General features: G+C 66.4%; 14 protein-coding genes and 1 pseudogene. 11 read left to right on the forward strand and 4 right to left on the reverse strand.

Annotated elements, in window-relative coordinates; all coding sequences use genetic code 11:
* Positions 1-42: 42 nt before the first annotated feature.
* Positions 43-2,406: a DUF1631 family protein gene (locus IB243_RS15860; RefSeq protein ID WP_192428245.1), complete on the reverse strand. Its 2,364-nt coding sequence runs from the start codon at positions 2,404-2,406 to the stop codon at positions 43-45.
* Between the two features lie 106 nt (positions 2,407-2,512).
* On the reverse strand, positions 2,513-4,594 hold the full coding sequence (locus IB243_RS15865; RefSeq protein WP_192428247.1) for a sodium-translocating pyrophosphatase: 2,082 nt from the start codon (positions 4,592-4,594) through the stop codon (positions 2,513-2,515).
* Between the two features lie 265 nt (positions 4,595-4,859).
* On the opposite strand from IB243_RS15865, the gene ppa reads away from it, so the two are divergent.
* Positions 4,860-5,396 carry an inorganic diphosphatase gene (gene ppa / locus IB243_RS15870; RefSeq protein ID WP_010458012.1) on the forward strand — a complete coding sequence of 179 codons (537 nt, stop codon included), beginning with the start codon at positions 4,860-4,862 and terminating at the stop codon, positions 5,394-5,396.
* Positions 5,397-5,673: 277 nt separating this feature from the next.
* Positions 5,674-7,509, forward strand: a complete 1,836-nt coding sequence (locus IB243_RS15875; RefSeq protein ID WP_192428249.1) for a methyl-accepting chemotaxis protein — start codon at positions 5,674-5,676, stop codon at positions 7,507-7,509.
* Positions 7,510-7,690: 181 nt separating this feature from the next.
* Here the strand turns inward: IB243_RS15875 and IB243_RS15880 are convergent, their stop codons facing one another.
* Complete coding sequence (locus tag IB243_RS15880; protein ID WP_057271562.1) at positions 7,691-8,497, reverse strand: triacylglycerol lipase; 807 nt, start codon at positions 8,495-8,497, stop codon at positions 7,691-7,693.
* A gap of 323 nt (positions 8,498-8,820) precedes the next feature.
* Between IB243_RS15880 and IB243_RS15885 the strand changes: the two are divergent.
* A pseudogene (locus IB243_RS15885) lies at positions 8,821-10,610 on the forward strand (methyl-accepting chemotaxis protein).
* Between the two features lie 154 nt (positions 10,611-10,764).
* On the opposite strand, the gene IB243_RS15890 reads toward IB243_RS15885, so the two are convergent.
* A complete protein-coding gene (locus IB243_RS15890; protein WP_192428251.1) occupies positions 10,765-12,249 on the reverse strand; it encodes a PLP-dependent aminotransferase family protein in 1,485 nt (494 codons plus the stop codon).
* A gap of 152 nt (positions 12,250-12,401) precedes the next feature.
* Between IB243_RS15890 and IB243_RS15895 the strand changes: the two genes are divergently transcribed.
* The 8 genes from IB243_RS15895 (at position 12,402) to rbfA (ending at position 24,400) form a co-directional block, all read left to right on the forward strand.
* Complete coding sequence (locus IB243_RS15895; protein ID WP_192428253.1) at positions 12,402-13,202, forward strand: c-type cytochrome; 801 nt, start codon at positions 12,402-12,404, stop codon at positions 13,200-13,202.
* A 13-nt stretch (positions 13,203-13,215) separates the two neighbouring features.
* Complete coding sequence (locus IB243_RS15900) at positions 13,216-14,511, forward strand: cytochrome c (protein WP_192428255.1); 1,296 nt, start codon at positions 13,216-13,218, stop codon at positions 14,509-14,511.
* 74 nt (positions 14,512-14,585) lie between these two features.
* Positions 14,586-15,005, forward strand: a complete 420-nt coding sequence (locus IB243_RS15905; RefSeq protein WP_192428257.1) for a thioredoxin family protein — start codon at positions 14,586-14,588, stop codon at positions 15,003-15,005.
* 234 nt (positions 15,006-15,239) lie between these two features.
* Positions 15,240-18,596: a DEAD/DEAH box helicase gene (locus IB243_RS15910; RefSeq protein WP_225585007.1), complete on the forward strand. Its 3,357-nt coding sequence runs from the start codon at positions 15,240-15,242 to the stop codon at positions 18,594-18,596.
* Between the two features lie 364 nt (positions 18,597-18,960).
* Positions 18,961-19,566: a ribosome maturation factor RimP gene (rimP, locus tag IB243_RS15915; protein ID WP_192428259.1), complete on the forward strand. Its 606-nt coding sequence runs from the start codon at positions 18,961-18,963 to the stop codon at positions 19,564-19,566.
* 62 nt (positions 19,567-19,628) lie between these two features.
* Positions 19,629-21,113 carry a transcription termination factor NusA gene (gene nusA / locus IB243_RS15920; protein ID WP_010458033.1) on the forward strand — a complete coding sequence of 495 codons (1,485 nt, stop codon included), beginning with the start codon at positions 19,629-19,631 and terminating at the stop codon, positions 21,111-21,113.
* A gap of 24 nt (positions 21,114-21,137) precedes the next feature.
* Positions 21,138-24,011 carry a translation initiation factor IF-2 gene (gene infB / locus IB243_RS15925; RefSeq protein ID WP_010458036.1) on the forward strand — a complete coding sequence of 958 codons (2,874 nt, stop codon included), beginning with the start codon at positions 21,138-21,140 and terminating at the stop codon, positions 24,009-24,011.
* Positions 24,012-24,028: 17 nt separating this feature from the next.
* Positions 24,029-24,400, forward strand: coding sequence for a 30S ribosome-binding factor RbfA (gene rbfA, locus IB243_RS15930; protein ID WP_010458038.1), 372 nt, complete (start codon positions 24,029-24,031; stop codon positions 24,398-24,400).
* Positions 24,401-24,402 lie beyond the last annotated feature (2 nt).

Below are 24,402 nucleotides of genomic sequence, written 5' to 3' on the forward strand. Positions count from 1 at the left end.
GCTTATCCATAAAGCGCTAGGCGCTCTTCTTTCAGGAGCAAATTACAACCTGCTCTCCACGCTGTTGCGCATGGCCGCCTGCGCCACGGCGTCCAGGGCTTCGTCCACCACGGTCTGTTCGGTCAGCACCTGCATTGCGCCTTGCTGGAAAAGCCTGTCCAGAAGGCGCAGGGTCATCGACTGGGTTCGGCCAGAGGCACTGGTGAAGAGGAAAAGGTTGCCTTGTGAGCCGATCCAGGACAACTGGGTGCGCTCCCAATGGCCTGCCACCTGCAGGTTCACCCAGGTGCCAATAGCCAAGGGCGCCAATGGGGCCAGGTGGGGCATCGCGGTGGCATCGCTGGAGGTGGACTCTGGCGCCGGTACCACGCTCTCCAGTTCGGGGGACTGCGAGATATCCACATAGCCGGATTCCTTGGCCTCGGAGGGGGCCACCCACGGGTCGTCATCGTCCAGGGGGACTGGCGGCGCCGCCGCCTGCGCCTCGGGTGGCGGGGCGGGGGGTTGGGTGGCAACCCTGGGACCGGGCTTGAAGGCCTGTTGGTGCAGCTCCATCAGCAGCTCGAAGACGGCCTCGGTCCGGGTGGCGGGGTAGTCGATGGACGCCAGGCCCTCGCGCAGCTTGGCCAGCAGCTTGGGCAGCAGGCGCGCGAGCCGGCCGGTGTTTGCGCGGGTCAGCTCGGGCTGCGCGCTCCAGATCAAGGCGTCCACCAGTTCCTCGTAGCGGCCCGGGTCGGCACGGCCGGTGGTGGCAGTCAGGCGCGCCTGGGCCATGACCTGGGCCCAGGGGCCCAGCAGGAAGCGGGAGATTTCGTCGGGCACCTTGCCGAAATCAGGCAGCAGCCAAAGGTCGCGCGATATCCGGGCGGCCAGCAGGTGGCGCTGCTCGGCATGCTGCAGGGTTTCGATGGCGCGCTGGCGCTCCTGCTTGCGCTGCTGGTCCTTCTCTGCCCATTTGGCGTGCAATTGCTGCAGGACGTGCTCGAAGTCGTCGGGCCCCTCGATGGTGGCCGTGGCCAGTGGGCCTGCAATGTTCATGAGCGACCGCATGAAGCTCTGGAAACCGGGGGCCTCGGTGCTGCTGAAGGCCAGGCTGCGGTCGGTGATGTCCTGCAGCAGGCGGCGCGCGGCGTGCTCCTTGTGGCTGAAGAACCGGGGGTCGGCCAGTGCCAGCTGCATCAAGGCGGGCTCCAGCGCGCGGATGAATTGCTGCACGGGCCACAGCAGCCGGCTGTCGCGCGCGATGTTGTCCACCATCAGCGCCACCACCTCCATGCTCAAGGCTTCTCCCAGCCCGCCGGAATGTTTGCGTGGCGGGGCTGCGGGGTTGGCGCCTGCACTGCCGCTTGCCTGGGAGCGCTGGCCTCCCAGTCGCTCCATCATGTGGCTGACCTGGTTCATCTCCTGCAGCGCCTCAAAGGCGGCGGGCACGGTGGCAGCGAAATCCGTGGCGGGCGGGTCGATGCGGGGAAGTTGGTCCGGGTTCTCGAACTCGCGGGCAAACCGGTCCGCGAAGTTCTCTTCGGACTCGGGTGTCGATGTCGTGGCAGATGCTTGTGCCAGCGCGGGGTTCTCGCTGAACTCGCCCAGCAGCAGGCGGCGCAGGCGGTCGAGTGTGAGCAGGGGGTCGGCGTGGGCTTCCGCTGTGGACAGGTCGTTGTCAGATGCAAAGCCGGGGGATACGCCGCCTTCGGCCGGCGCAACGTAGACCACCTGGCCGTCGGCCTGGCGCATCGCATAGCCCACAGGCTGCACGCCGCTGAGCTTGAGCCGATCCGTCTGCGCCAGGTAGAGCCCACGCAGCTCAGCGCCCAGCGCCTGGGCCATGGGTCCCATCCAGTCGTGCCGAACCTGGTCTGTGACCTGCATCTGCGACACCACGGTCTGCAATGCCTGCAGGAAGACTTCGGGGCGCAGGGGGTTGTGCTCGGGCTGCACGCGGGGCAGGTCCAGGGCCGCGCACACCAGGGCGTCGAGGTCGGCCAGTGGCCCCTCCACTGCAGAGATCAGTACCTGCCGGGCGCGGGCGCGCTCCACGCTGTCGTTGATCTGTGCCTCGTCCATCAGTTCGAGGTCGTCGAAATGGATGGTGAACAGGGAGCGCGTGGGTTTTTCCTCGTTCTGTACCGCTTCCTGGTCGAGTGCCTTGCGCAGTGCGTCGGGGTAACGCTCGCCCATCACGGACGTGAGCCGCGACAGCTGTTGCCGCGCTTCCTGCATGGCGTGGTGTTCGCCCGGTGTGCGGGCCTGGTCCTGGCGCGCCTGCAGGGCCATGCGCGTGGCTTCAGCGACGCGCTCCATCAAGGGCCGGGCCTGTGCCAGCACGTCGTGCACGATGTGCTGGTAGGGCGTGGTATCGCTGGCGGAGGGCGCGGGGGCCGACGGTGTGGTGTGTTTCAAGGCCATCTTCTGGGAGGACGGGAACCGGTGCCTGCCATGGTACGCGGCAAAAAGGGGCCTGAGGCCCCTTGTTTACCTGGATTTCCGGCTTGTCAGGCCGGGTCCGTGCGCTTCATCCGCCGTGGAACTTGACCACCAGCGGCACGATCAGCAGTGCCACGATGTTGATGATCTTGATCAGCGGGTTGATGGCCGGGCCGGCGGTGTCCTTGTAGGGGTCGCCCACGGTGTCGCCAGTCACCGCGGCCTTGTGGGCCTCGCTGCCCTTGCCGCCGTGGTGGCCGTCTTCGATGTACTTCTTGGCGTTGTCCCAGGCGCCGCCGCCGGTGCACATGCTGATGGCCACGAAGAGGCCGGTGACGATGGTGCCCATCAGCAGTCCGCCCAGCGCTTTGGGGCCCAGGGCCAGGCCCACCACGATGGGCACGACCACGGGCAGCAGGCTGGGGATCACCATCTCCTTGATGGCGGCGGTGGTCAGCATGTCCACGGCCTTGCCGTACTCGGGCTTGGCCGTGCCTTCCATGATGCCGGGGATGTCGCGGAACTGGCGGCGCACCTCCACCACCACGGCGCCGGCGGCGCGGCCCACGGCCTCCATGGCCATGGCACCGAACAGGTAGGGGATCAGGCCGCCGATGAACAGGCCCACGATGACCAGCGGGTCGGACAGGTCGAACGTGATGGCGCGGCCGTAGCTCTCGAGCTTGTGCGTGTAGTCGGCAAACAGCACCAGCGCGGCCAGGCCTGCGGAGCCAATGGCGTAGCCCTTAGTCACTGCCTTGGTGGTGTTGCCCACGGCGTCCAGCGGGTCGGTGATGTCGCGCACGCTGCTGGGCAGCTCGGCCATCTCGGCAATGCCGCCGGCGTTGTCGGTGATGGGGCCATAGGCATCCAGCGCCACCACGATGCCCGCCATGGACAGCATCGACATGGCCGCCACCGCAATGCCGTACAGGCCCGCGAGCTGGTAGGCCGAGAGGATGGCCAGGCACACGAAGATCACCGGCCAGGCGGTGGACCGCATGGACACGCCCAGGCCCGCGATGATGTTGGTGCCGTGCCCGGTGGTGGAGGCCTGCGCGATGTGCTGCACGGGCGAATACTGTGTGCCGGTGTAGAACTCGGTGATCCAGACCAGCGCAGCCGTCAGCGCCAGCCCGGTGAAGCAGGCGCCAAACAGGCGCATCTGGCTGCCGCTGGCCATGATGGAGTTGTCCGGCATGATCCACACCGTGACGAAGTAGAACGCGATGAGCGAGAGCACGCCCGCAATCGCCAAGCCCTTGTACAGCGCCGGCATCACGTTCTTCATGCCGGGCGAGGCCTTCACAAAGAAGCAGCCGATGATGGACGCCACGATGGACACGGCGCCCAGCGCCAGCGGGTACACCACGGCGTTGACCGGTGCGCTCACCACCAGGAGGGCACCCAGCACCATGGTGGCGATCAGCGTCACCGCATAGGTCTCGAACAGGTCGGCCGCCATGCCCGCGCAGTCACCCACGTTGTCGCCCACGTTGTCGGCGATCACGGCGGGGTTGCGCGGATCGTCTTCAGGGATGCCGGCCTCCACCTTGCCCACCAGGTCGGCACCCACGTCGGCGCCTTTGGTGAAGATGCCGCCCCCCAGCCGCGCAAAGATCGAGATCAGCGACGAGCCAAACGCAAAGCCGATCAGCGGGTTGAGCAGATTGGCCAGATTGGCCGTGGGCGTGAGGTTGCCATTGCCCGCCAGGAACCAGTAAAAGCCCGTGACGCCCAGGAGCCCCAGCCCCACCACCAGCATGCCGGTGATGGCCCCGCCGCGAAACGCGACATCGAGCGCGGGGCCAATGCCCTGTGTGGCCGCCTGCGCCGTGCGCACATTGGCGCGCACCGATACGTTCATGCCGATGAAGCCACAGGCGCCCGAGAGCACCGCGCCCACCACAAAGCCCACGGCCGTGGTGCCGTCGAGAAAGATGCCAATGAGAACCGCCAGCACCACGCCAACGATGGCGATGGTCTTGTATTGGCGGGCGAGGTAGGCGGCGGCACCGGCCTGGATGGCGGCGGCAATCTCCTGCATGCGGGCGTTGCCGGGGTCCTTGGCCAGGATCCATCCCCGGGCCCAGATGCCATAGGCCACCGCAATCAATCCGCAAACCAGAGCCAGTATCAGAGGGGCAGTCAGCGCTGTATTTCCAGCCATTCGTCACTCCTTGAAATATTCAGTTGCACGGAAGGAAACACAACGCAGGACGGTGGTGCTTCCGTTGCGTTGCTTCCTCGTGCTCCCTGTGCATTTCGCGGCAGGAGTCGATTGGCCAACAGGCCCAATTTACAGGCAAACGCCGGTTTGCAAGCGGGCAGAAAGGGGCGTGCGCCTAAAATCAGGGTTAATCCCGACGCTTCATTGCGCTGCATCAGCGCCGGATGCCTCGCGGGTTACCGTCAACAAACCACTCTCCAAAGACATGTCCCTCAACAACGTCCCCCCAGGTAAGAACGTTCCCGATGCCTTCAACGTCGTCATCGAAATCCCGATGAACGCCGACCCGATCAAGTACGAAGTGGACAAGGAATCGGGCGCCATTTTTGTGGACCGTTTCATGACCACGGCCATGCATTACCCGACCAACTACGGCTACGTGCCGCAGACGCTGTCGGGCGACGGCGACCCAGTGGATGTGCTGGTGATCACGCCTTACCCCCTGCACCCCGGTGTGGTCGTGACGTGCCGCCCCCTGGGTATCCTGATGATGGAAGACGAGGCCGGTGTGGATGGCAAGGTGATTGCCGTGCCCACGTCCAAGATCCTGCCCATGTACGACCACTGGAAGACCATTGACGACGTGAACGCCATGCGCCGCAACGCCATCGCCCACTTCTTCGAGCACTACAAGGACCTGGAAAAGGGCAAGTGGGTCAAGGTGCTGGGCTGGGAAGGCATTGACGGCGCCAAGAAGGAAATCGTCGACGGCATTGAAAGCTACAAGAAGGCCCACGCCTGAAGGCGGTTGGCATAAAAATAGCCTCTAGGGCTTGATGGAAATTAATTTGTAGCTATAAATAGTATAGCATCAAGGGATTCCCTCGAAAAAGCATGCGGGTCACAACCCGCATGCTTTTTTTATGGCCGCGTGGTGCCTCGCTGTAGGGGAAAAGCCCGCTTTGCAGGACTTGTGACACTGTTAGACTGCATTTGGTTACAAATATGCGGTGCTGAGCAATACAGATTGGCATGCGTCGAAGTGCCTTGTGTGGGCAACGCAATGTGAAGGGTGATTCATGAAAGTTTCCGATCTGCGCATCGGCGTCAAGCTGGGGGCGGGTTTTCTGCTGATGGTGTTGTTCACCACGCTGCTGGGCGTGACCGCGCTCGTCCAGATGTCGCGCATTCACAGCAACGCGGACAACCTGGCCACGAACCTGTTGCCCACCGTCGCGCAGGTGGGCGAGCTGCGGGTGCTGCTCAACCGCATGCGCCGCTCTGAGGGAGGCCTGGCCACGGCGCGAAATGTCCCCGAAGTGAAGGCGTTTTCCGAACAGGTGCTGGCGCGGCACAAGGATGTGGAGCGGGTCGAGGGGACCCTGGCGCCCCTGGTCGATACGCCCCGCGAGCGCGAGGCCTTCGATCTGTACAAGCAGCGCAAGGCCGCCTACCTCGTGGTGCAGGCCAACCTGATCGAGGTCGCCAAGAACGTGGATTTCAGCACCACCGAAACCCTGGAGCTGACGGGCGACGCGCTGGGCATGCTGTATGCCGGAGAGTCGGAAACCGCCTTCGTGGCCACGGCGGAAACGTTGGGGGAGCTGCAGAAGATCAACGCCGAGAACGCGGTGCAGGCCAATGCCGACGCCCGGGAAGTGTTTGACAGGGCGCGCCTGTGGTTGCTGGGCACGTTGGTGGTGTGTGTGGTGCTGGCTGCGCTGCTGGGCGTGGGCATCACGCGCACCGTTTCCCGGCCGGCCCACCATGCCGTGCGGGCTGCCCGGGCCATTGCCGAGGGTGACCTCACGACCGAGGTGCCGCCGGGCGGCAAGGACGAAATGGGCCAGCTGCTCACGGCGCTGGGGGACATGCGTGCCAATCTGGCGCGCGTGGTGTCGGGCGTGCGCAGCAACGCCGAAGGTGTTGCATCGGCGAGCTCGCAGATTGCGTCGGGCAACAACGACCTGTCGGCGCGTACCGAACAGCAGGCCAGCGCGCTGGAAGAGACCGCAGCGTCGATGGAAGAGCTGGGCTCCACCGTGCGCCAGAACGCCGACAACGCGCGGGCAGCCAACCAGCTGGCCGTGAACGCCTCCACCGTGGCCGTGCAGGGGGGGGACGTGGTGGCCGAAGTGGTGGAGACCATGAAAGGCATCAACGACAGCAGCAAGAAGATCGCCGACATCATCAGCGTCATCGACGGCATCGCCTTCCAGACCAACATCCTGGCGCTCAACGCTGCGGTGGAAGCGGCCCGTGCGGGCGAGCAAGGCCGGGGCTTTGCGGTGGTGGCCGGAGAAGTGCGCAGCCTGGCAGGGCGCAGCGCCGAGGCTGCCAAGGAAATCAAGGCCCTGATCAATGCCAGCGTGGAACGCGTGGAACAAGGCACCGCCCTGGTGGACAAGGCCGGGGCCACCATGGCCGAAGTGGTCAGCGCCATCCGGCGCGTGACCGACATCATGGGCGAGATCAGCGCCGCCAGCAGCGAACAAAGCGCAGGCGTGGGCCAGGTGGGAGAAGCCGTCACGCAAATGGACCAGGCCACGCAGCAGAATGCAGCGCTGGTGGAAGAAATGGCGGCAGCGGCCAGCGCGCTGAACGCCCAGGCGGGCGAACTGGTGAACGCCGTGGCGGTGTTCAAGCTCGATGCCAGCACGGCACGCAGCAGCGCGCCAGCGCCAGCACCCCGCGCGCCCATCGCCGCCCCCGCATTCACGGCCCAACGAAGTGCAGCCGCGAACAAAAGCGCCGGCAAGATCGGCAGCACAAAGCCCGCCAAACCCCAGGCCAGCCTGGCGGCCCCCAAGACCAGCGCAGCCGCCCCCGCAACCAGTACCAAGGCCCCGGCTGCCAGCGCGCCAGCGCCCGCAGCAGCCAAGGGAGGCAACGACGACGATTGGGAGAGCTTCTGAGCTGGGAGAGCTTCTGAGCGGGGCACACTGCCCGAGCCCATGGGGGTGTGATTAAAAACAGCCCCTGGCGCTTGTCTATCAAGCGCTCATAGCTATCAAAAAAAAAGCACGCTGCGGATTTTCCTCAGCGTGTTTTTTGTTGGTTTGGGTGGGGCTTGCGACCGCGCCCCGTCCAAGGCGCTTACCGATGGGGGTCTGGATACACCAGGTGCAAGCCCGGAATCCTGGGGCGTTGAAAGGGCTGCCAATCCACGTCAGGGCCGTGCGGTTGCCCCAGGCGGTCGGCCACGGCCCACCAGGCGCTGGGGTTCAGGCCAATGCCAAAGTGGCTGGCCACCACTTCGATGTTTTCGGTGTGCGGGTTGTGCGCCGCCGGCGCCTGGATGCTGCCGCGCCAGGCCACCACGCCATCGCTGCGCGAGTAGATGCTGGTGGTAGGCACCGGGGGCGCTTCGGGCAGGTTGTAGTTTTCAGTCTCGCGCTCGATGCTGCGGCCACTGGCGAGCTGGTAGATGCGCCACGCGTTGGTGGAGGTGTGGTGCCCCGCAAACGGCGTGCCCAGCGTGATCACGCAGCGCACCCGATCGGGCATTTCCTTGGCCAGTTCGCGCGCATAGACGCCGCCCAGGCTCCAGCCCACCAGGCTCACCTTGCCGCCGCTCGCGTCATACGCCTCCTGCAGCTGGCGCTTGGCGTTTTCCAGCACTCCATCCTTGGGGCCGAGGTTCAGGCCCTGGCCCCAGCCCAGGGTGTCGTAGTTGCGCGACTCCAGGTAGCGGCGCAGCGGAACGGTGGTGGCATCCCCTGCCGTGAGGCCCGGAAACACGATCACCGTGTGGCCGTCGCCGCGTGGGGCGCGCTGTAGCACAGGCCAGGCGGGCAACACCGCGCCAAACTCCCACGGGGCCCGCAGCTCGAGTGCCAGCAGCGGCAGGCCGGGAGCCGGGATGTGGTTGGGGTCGGTTTCTTTGTTGCTGAAAAAGGGCATCGGGTCGTCAATCAAAAGCAAAGGCGCGCACGGGCGGTGAGGCCGCCATGGAAGGTAGCATTTTTTTGGCTGTGCATTGGGGGGTGGACTGGAGCTAGCTCTCCAATCCCAAGGTTGGGGGGCTGGGCTCTGGCGGGGTTGGTGTCGCCAACTTGACAGCTGCGTGTGCAGTGGCTGGCCCGCAAATGCCTGGGCGAGAGCATGCCGATCTTGACGAAGATCAAGACACGGCCCGGCTGCGGCGAAATAGGTCTGGTGACAAAGGCCCCCCACGGATAAGGTGTCGGCAGCCAGAGAAAACATCCATTCAGAGGAGAAGCAGGATGAACCAGCTGAGGATTTCAACCCGACTCGCCGTAGCGTTTTCCGTCATGGTGCTTTTGCTCATCGCGCTGGGTGCGGTCAGCCTGATCCGGTCTGCGAACCAGCGCACGGAGCTCAAGGACGTCATTGACGTGCGCATCCCGATCACCAGAGCACTGGGAACCCTTACCGACCGGGTGAATGTGCAAGCCATCCAGGTGCGCAATCTGGCGATTTTCACGACCGAGGCGGTGGTCAAATCGTCGATGGACCAGATTACCGCGTCCAGGGCGGAAGTGGACGCGCAGTACAAAACGCTGGATTCGCTGATCACCTCCACCAATGGCAAGGAACTCCTTGCCCGGATGCAGCAGCGGCGGGCGGAGTTTGCAAAGATCGGCGTGCAGTACCTGGGCATGATCCAGCAAGGGCAGAAGGACGAAGCCATCAAGCTGCTCGAAGAGCAATACCGCCCCGCACAGCGGGCCTACCAGGCCGCCATCCACGAGCAGGTTGAATATCAGGCCCAGGTCACCGCAAAAGCGGGTGAACGGGCAGAAGCCGCTGCTACTGCGTTGCAACGGGATGTGTTGATTGCGGGGGCACTCGCGATTGCCATTGCCCTCTTTCTCGCCGTCACCATCATCCGGTCCATCACCCGCCCCCTTGCACGGGCGGTGGAGGCTGCTGACCGTGTGGCCGGCGGTGATCTCAGTGGCCAGATCACCGTTCAGTCCCAAGACGAAACTGGCCACCTGCTCAGTGCCCTGCAGCGCATGCAGCAAAGCCTGGTGAACACCGTGGCCGCGGTGCGCAGCAATGCCGAAGGTGTTGCATCGGCGAGCTCGCAGATTGCGTCGGGCAACAACGACCTGTCGGCGCGTACCGAACAGCAGGCCAGCGCGCTGGAAGAGACCGCAGCGTCGATGGAAGAGCTGGGCTCCACCGTGCGCCAGAACGCCGACAACGCGCGGGCAGCCAACCAGCTGGCCGTGAACGCCTCCACCGTGGCCGTGCAGGGGGGGGACGTGGTGGCCGAAGTGGTGGAGACCATGAAAGGCATCAACGACAGCAGCAAGAAGATCGCCGACATCATCAGCGTCATCGACGGCATCGCCTTCCAGACCAACATCCTGGCGCTCAATGCTGCGGTGGAAGCGGCCCGTGCGGGTGAGCAAGGCCGGGGCTTTGCGGTGGTGGCCGGAGAAGTACGCAGCCTGGCAGGGCGCAGTGCCGAGGCCGCCAAGGAGATCAAGGCCCTGATCACCGCCAGCGTCGAGCGCGTGGAGCAGGGCTCGGCGCTGGTGGACAAGGCGGGTGTGACGATGACCGAGGTGGTGTCCTCCATCCGCCGCGTGACGGACATCATGGGTGAGATCAGTGCGGCCAGCAGCGAGCAGAGCACGGGTGTGTCGCAGGTGGGCGAGGCCGTGACGCAGATGGACCAGGTCACGCAGCAGAACGCCGCGCTGGTGGAGGAAATGGCCGCTGCCGCCAGCAGGCCCAGGCGCTGGTGGGGGCCGTGGCTGTGTTCAAGCTGGACGCCAACGCCAACGCCAATACAAGCACCGGCATTTCCCTTGCACCTGCAGCCCGGGCCTCCATGCCTGCACCGGGGATGGCCGCCCATCGCGCTACACCGTCCAAGGCCGGTGGCAGCAGCTTCCGCGGCCCCAAGACGGCGGTCAAACCCCAGACAAAACTGCCCACGCCAAAGGCAGGTGCCGCCCCTGCCGACGGCAAGCCCTGGGCGCACAGCCCGGCGCCGGCATTGGCAGGAGGCGATGACGACGAATGGGAGCGTTTCTGAGCCCACGCATGCAAAGCGCGGCAAAAAAATGATCAAAACAGGCTGCCAGCGCTTGTCTATAAAGCGCTTGTAGCTATCAAAAAAAGAGTGCAGAAGAGTGCACATGAAGGAGGACTTCCTTGTGTTTTTCTTTCTGCCGCACACCAAGGTGCTCTCAGGGCTCCATCTGTTTTGAAGCTTGTTTTTGCTTTCCGGCAGAGTCGTCGACCGCCAAGGCCGTAGCCAGTCTACCGACGGTGGCCAAGGCTGCTTCAAACCGCTCTTGCGCCGGATGCCCGTAGTTGATACGCACGCAGTGGGCAAAGCGCCGGTCTGCCGAAAAGATCTGCCCCGGCGCCAGGCTGATGCCCTGCTGGAGTGCCTGGCGGTGCAGTTGCAGGGCGTCGACCTGCGCGGGCAGCTCCACCCACACAAAGTACCCGCCCTCGGGCTGCGAGACCCGCGTGCCCGGCGGGAAGTGCCGGGCCACCGCCGCCAGGGCAATGGCCTGCTGCTGCGCCAGGCTGCGGCGCAGCTGGCGCAGGTGCCGGTCGTAGCCGCCCTGGGCCAGGTATTCGGACAGCGCCTGCTGCGACGGCGTGGCGGCCGACAGGGTGGTCATGAGCTTCAAGCGCTGCACCGCCGTGGCAAAGCGGCCCGCCGCCACCCAGCCCACGCGGTAGCCGGGTGCCAGGCTCTTGCTGAACGAGCTGCAGTGCATCACCAGGCCTTGGGTATCGAACGCCTTGGCCGGGGGCGGGCGGTGCGGGGCGAAGTGCAGCTCGCCGTACACGTCGTCTTCGATCAGCGGCACCTGGTGGCGGGCCAGCAGGGCGACCAGCTCGCGCTTCTTTGCTTCGGGCATCAGGCTGCCCAGGGGGTTCTGAAAGCTGGGCATGAGCCAGCAAGCCTTGACCCGCTGGTGGGCTGGCTGGCGCTCCAGCGCCTCGGCCAGTGCGGCCAGGTCGATGCCGTCGCGCGGGTGGGTGGCAATTTCCAGTGCCTGCAGGTTCAGCCGCTCCAGCGCCTGCAAGGCGGCATAGAAGGTGGGCGATTCGACCACCACGATGTCGCCCGGCTGGGTGACGGCTTCCAGGCAGAGGTTCAGGGCCTCCATCGCGCCGTTGGTGATGATGATCTCTTCCACATCCACCGCGCTGCCGTGCAGGCCGTAGCGCAGCGCGATCTGCTGGCGCAGGCGTTCGTCGCCGGGCGGCAGGCTTTGCACGATGTTCCAGGGGTCGAGCTTGCGCATGCCGCTGGCCAGGCAGCGCGCCAGCCTCTCCAGCGGAAACAGCTCCAGCCCCGGAAACGCCGAGCCCAGCGGCACCAGGTCGCGGTCGCGCGCCAGGCCCAGCACTTCGAACACCAGGTCGCTGATGGCCACGCCGGTGGAGGTGTGCGCGGGCTGCGAGGGCAGGGGCTCGGCGGGGCGCAGGCCTGCGGCGGGCAGCCGGGTGCTGACGTAGTAGCCCGAACGCGGCCGGGCGTGGATGAGGCCCTGGGCCTCCAGCAGGTAGTACGCCTCGAACACGGTGGACGGGCTGATGCCCCTCGTGCGGCTGGCCTCGCGCACCGACGGCACGCGGTCGCCCGGGCGCAGGGCGCCGCTGTGGATGAGCTGGGCGATGGCGTCGGCGTGGCGTTCGTAGCGTTTCATGGGAGGCTGGGGTTGATCCAGGGCAAACTGATCTGTATTTTTAACTCGAAACTGAATCTGTACTGTTTTTGGGGCGGGGCGTAGAGTGGCGGCGTGTGCTGGTGCCCGTCGCGATGTGTGCGGGCCGGCCGTTTCCCGACTGACAAAACCCCATGATCGATTGCCTGCGCAGCCTGCTGCGCCCTGTTTCCCGCCTGGCCGGCGCCACTGCCGCAATGGCGCTCGCGTGGAGCGCTGGCGCCTGGGCCCAGCCCGTGTCCACTCCTGCGACGGCTGCGGCGGCCCCGTCCGCCACGGTGTCCGCGTCGTCGATGGCCTCGCGCGTGCTGGCCTGCACGGCCTGCCACGGCAAGGAAGGCCGCGCCACGCCCGACGGCTACTTTCCGCGCATCGCCGGCAAGCCGGCGGGCTACTTGGCCAACCAGTTGCTCAACTTCCGCGACGGGCGGCGCAGCTACCCGCAGATGACCTACCTCATCGAGCACCTGACGGACGACTACCTGCGTGAAATGGCCGAGCACTTTGCCGCGCAAGATGTGCCGTACCCGCCGCCGCCCGCACCCCAGGCGCCGGCCGCCGCGCTGGAGCAGGGGCGCGTGCTGGTGCACCTGGGCGACGCTGCGCGCCGCATCCCTGCCTGCGTGTCGTGCCACGGCAGCGCCATGACGGGCGTGGCGCCGTCCATCCCGGGCCTGCTGGGCCTGCCGCGCGACTACCTCAACAGCCAGCTGGGCGCCTGGAAGACCGGCCAGCGCCGCGCCCATGCGCCCGACTGCATGGCCGACATCGCCCGGCAGTTGACGCCCGACGATGTGAGCGCCGTGTCGGCCTGGCTGGCGGCCCAGCCGGTGGCAGCGGGCGGCAAGCCCGCGCGCACGCTGCCGGCCGCCATGCCCGCCCGCTGCGGCGGCGTGGCCGAGGTGCCCGTGGCCGCAGCAGTTTCAGCACGTTGAGAAGGATGCCCCCATGAAACGCATCCTCTGGACCCTTTCTTCCGTGCTGGCAGCCGTGGGCATCGCGGCCGCGGCCGTCATCACGCTCAACCTGCGCGGCGAAGAGCCGCTGCCCGCGGCCGAGACGCTGCAGAGCACGCCCGAGCTGATGGCGCGCGGCGAGTACCTGGCGCGCGTCGGCAACTGCATGGCCTGCCACACCACGCAGGGCGGCGCGCCGTTTGCGGGCGGGCGCGGCATCGAGACGCCGTTCGGCGTGGTGCACACCTCCAACCTCACGCCCGACCCGGCACAGGGCATCGGCAGCTGGACGTCCGCCGAGTTCTGGCGCGCCATGCACCATGGCCGCAGCAAGGACGGGCGGCTGCTGTACCCGGCCTTTCCGTACCCCAACTACACCCAGGTGACGCGTGCGGATTCGGACGCCATCTTTGCGTACCTGCGCAGCGTGCCCCCCGCCAGCGAGCCGAACCGCGCGCACGCGCTGCGCTTTCCGTACAGCACGCAGGCGGCGCTGGGGGTGTGGCGTGCGCTGTTCTTTGCCCCGGGCGCCGCCAGCACCGCTGGCGACGCCGCGCCCACGAAGACGGCGGAATACGACCGCGGCGCCTACCTGGTCAACGGCCTGGGCCACTGCACGGCCTGCCACACGCCGCGCAACGCGCTGGGCGCCACGGCCGACGCCAAGGCCTTCAACGGCGGGCTGATCCCGGTGCAGAACTGGTATGCCCCTGCGCTCAACGCGGCGGCCGAGGCGGGCGTGAAGGACTGGGCCACCGACGACGTGGTGGCCTTGCTGAAAACCGGCGTGGCCCCGCACGGGTCGGTGCTGGGCCCCATGGCCGAGGTGGTGTTCCGCAGCACGCAGTACCTGACCGATGCCGACGCCCGTGCCATGGCCGTGTACCTGCAGGCGCTGCCGCAGCAGGCCGCCCGCGCCACCCCGGCGCCCTACACCGCGCCACCCGCCGCCGCCATGGCGCGGGGCGGCAAGGTGTACGAGCAGCAGTGCGCGCAATGCCATGGCGATGCCGGGCAGGGCCAGGCGGGCGCCTTCCCGGCGCTGGCGGGCAACCGCGCCGTGCTGCTGGCCGACCCGACCAACACGGTGCGGGTGGTGCTGCAGGGCGGCTACCTGCCCGCCACGGCCGGCAACCCGCGCCCGCACGGCATGCCGCCGTTTCAGCAAACGCTGGGCGACGAGGACGTGGCGGCGGTGACCACCTTTGTGCGCAACAGCTGGGGCAACCGGGCGCCCGGTGTGGGTACCATCGAGGTTTACCGCGCCCGCGAACGGCGCGGCATGTAAAGGCGCGGTGGTGCGGTGGCAGGGTCTGCCGGCAGCGCCCGCCGCGCCGCCCACCCCCGAAGGAGCCCCCGTCGATGCAAAGCCCGGCCCCGTTGCCAGACCCCACGCCGCAGAGCCCGGCCGCCGCCACCCCGGGCGGCTGGTGGGCCGTGTGCCTGTGCGCTGCCTGGTGCGGCACCTGCGGCGTGTACCGCCCCCTGTTCGACGAACTGGCCCGCGCGCACCCGGACGTGCGCTTCGAATGGGTGGACATCGAGGACGACGCGGAGATCGCCGGGGATCTGGATGTGGAAACCTTCCCCACGCTGTTGATCGCCGATGGCGAACGGGCGCTGTTCCTCGGGCCGCTGCTGCCGCAGGCGCCGGTACTGGGGCGGCTGCTGGCCAGCCTGCAGGCGTCGTCGCCCCAGGCGGGCGGTGCGGGCAGTACAGGCGGTACGGGGGGCGAGGCGCAAGAAGTCTTCGAGCGCGTGCGCGCGGCGCGCAGCCGGTAGGCGCTGCGGCGGTCTTCTCTTCTGTTGGTGCGAAATGCTCCTGTTTTTATAGCTGCTGGCGCTTGATAGACAAGCGGTAGAGCCGTTTTTTGCTTGAATTTTGTGCCTACACCCCGTCCCCCCTGGTTCCAGATCGGTTCATTGCAGGCCCAGTGCGACAAGGGCACCTGGTCGCGCGGGGCAGCGCTGCACCGCCAAGGGGCCGTGCTGCGCATCGCCGTCAAGCCGGACGGCATGGCCGGGTGGGCGCTGGACGGCGAGGTGCTGGGCAGCCAGCCGGTGCCGTATGCCGTGCGCGTCCAGCTCACCCTGTCCGACGCCGGCGTGGTCCAGTCGTGGTGGGGCGAGTGCAGCTGCCCGGTGGGCGCCGACTGCAAGCACGCGGTGGCGCTGGCGCTCAAATCCGTGCACCTGGGCGGCGAGCCGCCGGCCACGGCCACGCAGGCCACCCAGGCTGCGGACGCCCTGAAAGCCCTGCAAGAGCGCAAGGAAGCGCTGGCCCGCACCGAGGCCGAGGCGCGGCTGGTGCACTGGCTGCGCGAATGGGACCGCGCGGCGGGCGCGTCGGCCACCGCACCCTCCGATCCGCAGGTGGACCGGCCCGAGCAGTACCTGTATCTGGTCTCCACCGTGGGGCTGCCCCGCGCCACGCTGCAGCAAATGCAGCTCGAAGCCGTGGTGTCCTACCCCAAGCTGACCGGCGGCTGGGCCAAGCCCAAGCCGGTGCGCACCCAGCCCGCGCCAGGGCAGGCGGTGTACGACCGCGCGAGCGACGCCGACCGCCAGGTACTGCAGCTGCTGCGCGCCATGCCGCGCGGGCTGGGCTACTACTCGGCCTACAGCGCCGGGCCGGTGGCGGTGCTGGAGGGCTCGGTGGGCGTGCTGGCGCTGCAGCAGGCGGCCAGCACCGGCCGGCTGTTTGCGGATGCGGGCGGCTCCATGGTGGGCACGCCCCTGGCCTGGGGGCCACCGCTGGCTATCGCCTGGGCCTGGCACGAGTCACGCGCCCCGGCTGCGGCCGGTGGCGACACCACCTGGGCGCTGCGCCCCGGCCTGCCCGGCACCACGGCCACGCTGTGCAGCAACAGCCCGCCTTTGTACGTGGACGCTGCCAACGGCCTGTGCGGCACGGTCGACCTGCAGGGCCTGAGCGCGGCGCAACTGGCCATGCTGCTCAAGGCGCCGGCGCTGAGCACCGCGGCGCTGCAAAAACACCAGGCCGACCTGGCCACCCGCCTGGGCGGCGTGCTGCCGCTGCCGCCGGTGGGGGCGACCTTCGCCCGGGTGCAGGGCGTGAAGCCCCTGGCGCGGCTGTTTCTGGCGCCCACACCGCCTGCAGACATGCCCGACATGGGCCTCATCACCGCGCAATTGCAGTTCGACTACCAGGGCCACGTGGGCTGGTGGGCGGGGCAGGACCTGGCCGTGATGGTCCCGGGGGCCGACGGCGGCCAGGTGCTGCTGCAGCGCGATGCAGCGGCCGAGCTGTCGGCCATCGAACGCCTGCTTCACCTGGGCCTGCTGGGCACCGACGACGGCCTGTTCGGCATTCCGGGCGAGCAGCCGCAAACCGCCTGGATGCACTGGGCCGACAACGGCTTCGCGGTGCTGCGCGACGCAGGCTTTGCCGTCACGGTGGATGCGGCGCTCAACGGCTGGATCACCCATGCCGACACGCTGGCCGTGGCGCTGCAGCCAGGGGGTGCGGGCGATGGCGATGGCAAGGGAGGAGAAGGCGCAGGCGCAGGCGATGAGGCCACGTCCCCCTGGTTTGCGCTGTCGCTGGGCATGGAGGTGAACGGCGTGCGCCACAACATCCTGCCCTGGCTGCCCGACCTGATCGCCGCCGCAGCCGACCAGCCGCTGGATGCCGCCACCGGTCTGCCGCAGCTGCCGCCCTATGTGTACCTGCCATCGCTGCAGGGCCCGGGCTTCGTGCGCCTGCCGACCGACACCCTGCGCCCCTGGATGGCTGCGCTGCTGGACCTGGTGGGCGACCGGGCGCACGACTTCACCGCCGACAGCCTGAAGCTGTCGCGCCTGGACGCCCTGCGCACCAGCGCCGCGCTGGGCCAGGGCGTGCCGTGGCAGGGCGCCCACGCGCTGCGCGCCGTGGTGGACCAGCTGCAGGGCGCCAGTGCCTTGCCCCAGGTGCCGCTGCCCGCCGTCGTGCGCGCCACCCTGCGGCCATACCAGCAGCAGGGCCTGAACTGGCTGCAGTTCTTGCGCGCCCACGGCCTGGCCGGGGTGCTGGCCGACGACATGGGCCTGGGCAAGACGCTGCAGACCCTGGCCCACATCCAGGTCGAAAAAGACGCCGGGCGCCTGACCGACCCCGCGCTCGTCATTGCACCCGTGAGCCTGATGGGCAACTGGCAGCGCGAGGCCGCACGCTTTTGCCCCGGCCTGCGCTGCCTGGTGCTGCATGGCGCGGGCCGCCATGCGGTGGCCGACGCGGTGGCCGAGCACGACCTCGTGATCGCCCCGTATTCGCTGCTGCAGCGTGACCGCGACCGGTGGCTGGCCCAGCCGTGGCACCTGGTGGTGCTGGACGAGGCGCAGAACATCAAGAACGCCAGCACCCAGGCGGCGCAGGTGGTGGGCGCGCTCAACGCGCGCCACCGCCTGTGCCTGTCGGGCACGCCCATGGAAAACCACCTGGGCGAGATCTGGAGCCTGTTCCACTTTTTGATGCCGGGGTTTCTGGGCAGCCAGCAGCGCTTCAAGCAGGTGTTTCGCACGCCCATCGAAAAGCAGGGCGACGGCGCGCGCATGGCGCAGTTGCGCGCGCGCATCACGCCGTTCATGCTGCGGCGGACCAAGGCGCTGGTGGCCGGCGAGCTGCCGCCCAAGGTCGAGACCGTGATGCCGGTGGAGCTGGCCGGTGCGCAGGCCGACCTGTACGAGACCATCCGCCTGGGCATGGAGAAAACCGTGCGCGAGGCCCTGCACACCAAGGGGCTGGCCAAATCGCAGATCACCGTGCTGGACGCATTGCTCAAGCTGCGCCAGGTGTGCTGCCACCCGCAGCTGCTGCCGCTCGATGCCGCCCGGGGGGTGAGCGCATCGGCCAAGCTGGAGCAGCTGATGGCGCTGTTGCCCGAAATGCTGGCCGAGGGGCGGCGGGTGCTGCTGTTCTCGCAGTTCACCAGCATGCTCACGCTGATCGAGGCCGAGCTGAAAAAGCGCGGCCTGCCCTGGGTCAAGCTCACCGGGCAGAGCCAAAAGCGTGACGCGGTCATCGCGCAGTTCACCAGCGGGCAGGTGCCGCTGTTCCTCATCAGCCTGAAGGCGGGCGGGGTGGGGCTGAACCTGCCGCAGGCCGACACCGTGATCCACTTCGACCCCTGGTGGAACCCCGCGGCCGAAGCCCAGGCCACCGACCGCGCCCACCGCATCGGCCAGACGCAGAGCGTGTGGGTGATCAAGCTCGTGGCGCAGGGCACCATCGAAGAGCGCATCCTGGCGCTGCAGGACAGGAAGGCGCAGCTGGCCGGCAGCCTGTACGGCGGCGGCGCCGCCGCACGCACGGAGCCGCTGTTCACCGAAGCCGACCTGGCCGAGCTGCTGGCGCCGCTATCACTGTCATAGCTGCTCGCGCCGATTGGATAAGCGCCGGGTGCCGTTTTGGCCCTGCACCGCCCGGCGGGCCGCATGAACACAGGCATGGGCACGTTGACAACAGTTTTCCCTGTGCGCGCCTTTGCAAATCAACACTTTGCACGCTACAATACGACTCTCACGACCAAACGGGCGGGTACCAACCGCCCGTTTTTTTTGGTCGAACGCTTTTGGAGCTCGAAGCTGTCGGAGAGGGTCTCCGGGGGTTATCGGGTTTTTTGTTTTGGATTTGCGCAAAAAAATGGGTGCACGTGCAGTGTGCCGATGGGTGGGCAACGTGCCTGATCCCGGTTTGCGCAAGTTGTGTTGTTTTTTTCGGGATTGAACTGAACACGTGGCATTGCAGCAAGTCGTTGAACAAATTGTGACGGGCCTGGGATATGACCTGGTGGAGATCGAACGCTCCGCCGGGGGGCTGCTGCGTGTCACCATCGACTTGCCCTGGGTGCAGCCGGCCGCCGATGCGCCCGCGCCCCTGGTGGAGCAGTATGTCACCGTCGAGGATTGCGAGAAGGTCACGCGCCAGCTGCAGTTTGCGCTGGAAGTCGATGGCGTTGAGTACAAGCGGCTTGAAGTGTCCTCGCCCGGCATCGACCGCCCCCTGCGCCACGACCAGGACTTCGTGCGCTTTGAAGGCTCGGTCATCGACATCACACTGAGGGCGCCGATCGGCGCCGCAAGCGGCGGGCAAGTCAACGCCACCCGCAAAAAATTTCGCGGCACGCTCGAGCGGGCCGACAACGGGGGATGGCAGATCGTCTGGAGCGAAGAGCCCCCCGTGAAACCAGGTCAAAAAGTCAGCAAAAAACGCGTGCCTGCTCCGTTGCAGGCCATGGGATTCACCCTGGATGAAATCCGGGACGCCCGTCTGGCCCCCATCGTGGATTTCAAGGGGCGCGCGGGCAAGGCTGGGTCAGCACCTGCCCCTGCTGCTGAATAAATGGGGCAGGGCTGCACTGCGCAGCCACCGCCCTCAGGTGATTGAAATAGGAGAGTCGTCGCATGAATCGCGAATTGTTGATGTTGGTTGAGGCCATTTCACGCGAGAAGAACGTGGAGCGTGATGTGGTCTTGGGCGCCGTAGAGTCGGCCCTGGCCCAGGCTACCAAGAAGCTGTACCAGGGCGAGGTGGACATTCGCGTGTCCGTGGATCGCGACAGCGGCAACTATGAGACTTTCCGCCGCTGGCTGGTCGTGCCCGATGATGCGGGCCTGCAAAACCCTGAAGCCGAAGAACTGCTGATGGATGCGAAGGATCGCATTGCAGACATCGAAGTCGGTGAGTACATCGAAGAAGGCGTCGAGTCGGTGCCCATCGGCCGCATCGGCGCCATGGCCGCCAAGCAGGTCATCCTGCAGAAGATCCGCGACGCCGAGCGCGAGATGCTGCTCAACGACTTCATGTCGCGCGGCGAACGCATCTTCACCGGCACCGTCAAGCGCATGGACAAGGGCGACATCATTGTCGAGTCCGGCCGCGTGGAAGGCCGCCTGCGCCGTGGGGAGATGATCCCCAAGGAAAACCTGCGCAGTGGCGACCGTGTGCGCGCCATGATCATGGAAGTGGACCTGACGCTGCGCGGCGCGCCCATCATCCTGTCGCGCTCGGCCCCCGAGTTCATGATCGAGCTCTTCCGCCAGGAAGTGCCCGAGATTGAGCAAGGCCTGCTGGAGATCAAGTCCTGCGCCCGCGACTCCGGCTCGCGCGCCAAGATCGCCGTGCTCTCTCACGACAAGCGCGTGGACCCCATTGGCACCTGCGTCGGCGTGCGCGGCACCCGTGTGAATGCGGTGACCAACGAGCTCGCCGGCGAACGCGTGGACATCGTGTTGTGGTCCGAAGACCCCGCCCAGTTCGTGATTGGTGCACTGGCTCCGGCCAACGTGTCCTCCATCGTGGTGGATGAAGAAAAGCACGCCATGGACGTGGTGGTGGATGAGGAGAACCTCGCCATCGCCATCGGCCGCGGCGGCCAGAACGTTCGCCTCGCTTCCGACCTGACCGGCTGGAAGATCAACATCATGGACGCCGCTGAAAGCGCGCAGAAGCAGGCCAACGAGACCGATACGGCCCGCAAGCTGTTCATGGAAAAACTCGATGTGGACGAGGAAATCGCCGACATCCTGATCTCCGAAGGCTTCAACAGCCTCGAAGAAGTGGCCTATGTGCCGCTGCAGGAAATGCTGGAGATCGAGAGCTTTGACGAAGACACTGTCAACGAGTTGCGCGCCCGAGCCAAGGACGCGCTGCTCACGATGGAAATCGCCCGTGAGGAAAGCGTGGAAGAGGTCTCCCAGGACCTGCGCGACCTCGAAGGCCTCACCCCGGAGCTGATTGCAAAATTGGCCGAAGGCGGTGTGCACACACGTGACGACCTGGCCGATCTGGCCATTGATGAACTGACCGACCTGACCGGACAGTCTGAAGAAGATGCCAAGGCCTTGATCATGAAGGCGCGCGAACATTGGTTCGCGGGGCAAGAGTAAAGGTCAGGGAGGCACGAACCACATATGTCCAGTAATACTGTCGCCGAGTTTGCAACCGAACTCAAAAAATCATCTGAAACCCTGCTCGACCAGCTCAAGGCTGCGGGCGTGGGCAAGGCTGCCCCTTCCGACGCGTTGACCGAATCGGACAAGCAAAAGCTGCTTGCTTACCTGCAGGCCAGCCATGGCACGGCCTCGGCCGATCGCAAGAAGATCACGCTGGTGAAGAAGTCCACCAGCGAGATCAAGCAGGCCGATGCCACCGGCAAGGCCCGCACGATCCAGGTGGAAGTGCGCAAGAAGCGCACGTTCATTCAGCGCGACGAAGGCGCCGAGGGCTCTGCGGAGTCCCATGCGTCCGCCGCCGTGGAAGAGGCTGCTGTTTCCAGCGAAGACCTGGAACTGTCTCGCCGCGAGGAGGAGGCCCGCCGCCAGGCTGAGCTGATCCGCCGCCAGGAAACAGAGCTGGCCGAAAAGCGCGCCGAACGCGAAGCCCGCGAAAAGCGCGAGCGCGAAGCCGAAGAGCGCGCCGCTGCCTACGCAGCCCAGGAAGCCGAAAAGAAGGCGCAAGCCTCTGCCGTGAAGCAGGAGGCTACCCGCGAGCAAGCAGCTGAAACGGCTGCGCGCACTGCCGCCCAGACCGAAGCCCGCGAGAAGGCCGCTGCTGAATCCAAGGCGCGCGCCGACGAGGAAACAGCGCGTGCCGCCGATCTCGACGCCCGCCGCCGCAAGGCCGAGGCCGAAGCTGCCGCCATCCGCTCCATGATGGCCACGCCCAAGAAGGCGGTCATGGTGGCCAAGAAGCCTGAGGAACCCAAGCCGGTGGCCAAGCCCGCTGCGGTGGGTGACGCCAAGAAGGGCACGCTGCACAAGCCTGCTGTCGGCACCGGTGTGGCGCGTGCAGGCGCTCCGGCCACGGCTGGCGCAGGTGCGGGTGCACCGGGTGCGGGCAAGGAAGTGAAGTCGGCCAAGCTGTCTTCCAGCTGGGCAGGCGATACTGCCAAGAAGAAGGAAATCAAGACCCGTGGCGACAGCAGCGGCGGTGTCGGGCGCAACAACTGGCGTGGTGGCCCCCGTGGCCGCCGTGGCGACAACCGCGATCATCGCGACGACCACCAGCAGGCTGCTCCGGTGGAGGCGCGCATCATCGAAGTGCACGTTCCAGAAACCATCACGGTGGCGGAACTGGCGCACAAGATGTCGATCAAGGCCAACGAAGTCATCAAGGCCCTGATGAAGATGGGCCAGATGGTCACCATCAACCAGCCGCTGGACCAGGACACCGCCATGATCATGGTGGAAGAAATGGGCCACAAGGCTGTGGTGGCGGCGCTGGACGATCCAGAAGCCTTCACCGACGAAGATTCGGGCCAGAAGGATGTCGAGCTGTTGCCACGCGCACCTGTGGTCACCGTCATGGGCCACGTGGACCATGGCAAGACCTCGCTGCTCGACTACATCCGCCGTGCCAAGGTGGCTGCGGGCGAAGCCGGTGGCATTACGCAGCACATTGGCGCCTACCACGTGGAAACGCCACGCGGCATGGTGTCGTTCCTCGATACCCCGGGTCACGAGGCCTTCACGGCCATGCGTGCCCGCGGCGCGCAGGCCACCGACATCGTGATTCTGGTCGTGGCAGCGGACGACGGCGTGATGCCCCAGACGAAGGAAGCCATCAAGCACGCCAAGGCGGCGGGTGTTCCTATCGTGGTGGCCATCACCAAGGCTGACAAGCCCGACGCCAACTTTGAGCGCGTAAAGCAAGAGCTGGTCGTGGAGCAGGTGGTGCCGGAAGAATACGGTGGCGATTCGCCTTTTGTGCCTGTGTCTTCCAAGACCGGCATGGGCATCGACACGCTGCTGGAACAAGTGCTGCTGCAGGCCGAAGTGCTGGAACTCAAGGCTCCGGTCGATTCGCTGGCCAAGGGCCTCGTGATCGAAGCCCAGCTCGACAAGGGCCGCGGCCCTGTGGCAACTGTGCTTGTGCAGGCCGGTACCCTCAAGGTGGGCGATATCGTGCTGGCCGGCCAGACCTATGGCCGCGTGCGCGCCATGCTGGACGAAAACGGCAAGGTTGCCAAGACGGCAGGCCCGTCGATCCCGGTGGAAATCCAGGGTCTGACGGAAGTGCCCCAGGCAGGCGACGAATTCATGGTGCTCACGGACGAACGCCGTGCCCGTGAAATCGCTACCTATCGTGCAGGCAAGTTCCGCAACACCAAGCTGGCCAAGCAGCAGGCTGCGAAGCTCGAGAACATGTTCGCCGACATGACGGCAGGCGAAGTGAAGACACTGCCCATCATCGTCAAGGCCGACGTGCAGGGTTCGCAGGAAGCGCTGGCCCAGTCGCTGCTCAAGCTCTCGACCGACGAGGTCAAGGTGCAACTGGTGTACGCCGCCGTCGGCGCCATCAGCGAGTCCGACATCAACCTGGCGATCGCCTCCAAGGCCATCGTGATCGGCTTCAACGTGCGGGCAGATGCCGGTGCGCGCAAGCTGGCCGAGGGCAATGGCGTCGATCTGCACTACTACAGCATCATTTACGACGCTGTGGACGAGTTGCGGGTGGCAATGTCCGGCATGCTGGCCCCAGAGCAGCGCGAAGAGATCATCGGTACGGCCGAGATTCGCACGGTGTTCGTGGCCACCAAGATCGGCACGATTGCTGGTTCGTACATCACCTCGGGCATGGTCCATCGCAACGCACGCTTCCGCTTGTTGCGCGACAACGTGGTGGTCTACACCGGCGAAGTCGATTCGATCAAGCGCCTCAAGGACGATGTCAAGGATGTCAAGGAAGGCTTCGAGTGCGGTATCAAGCTCAAGAACTACAACGACATCAAGGAAGGCGATCACCTCGAATTCTTTGACATCAAGGAAATCGCCCGGACGCTGTAAAGCAACGGTACGACGACATGGCTGCAAAGAAGTCCTCCACCCCCAACCGCGCCTTCAAGGTGGCCGATCAGATCCAGCGCGATCTGACGGAGCTGATCGCGCGCGAGTTGAAAGACCCGCGCGTGGGCATGGTGACGCTGCAGGGTGTGGAGGTGACTCCCGACTACGCCCATGCCAAGGTGTTCTTCAGCCTGTTGACGGGTGACCCTGTGGAAACGCAGGCGGCGCTCAATCAGGCTGCAGGTTTCCTGCGCAATGGGTTGTTCAAGCGCTTGCACATCCATACGGTGCCCACGCTGCACTTTGTGTTTGACCGCACTTCCGAGCGTGCGGCCGACATGAACGCCTTGATTGCCAAGGCTGTTTCGTCGCGCGCCAAAGAGGAGTAGTC

The organism is Acidovorax sp. ACV01 (assembly GCF_014851495.1).
Lineage (GTDB): Bacteria > Pseudomonadota > Gammaproteobacteria > Burkholderiales > Burkholderiaceae_C > Acidovorax > Acidovorax radicis.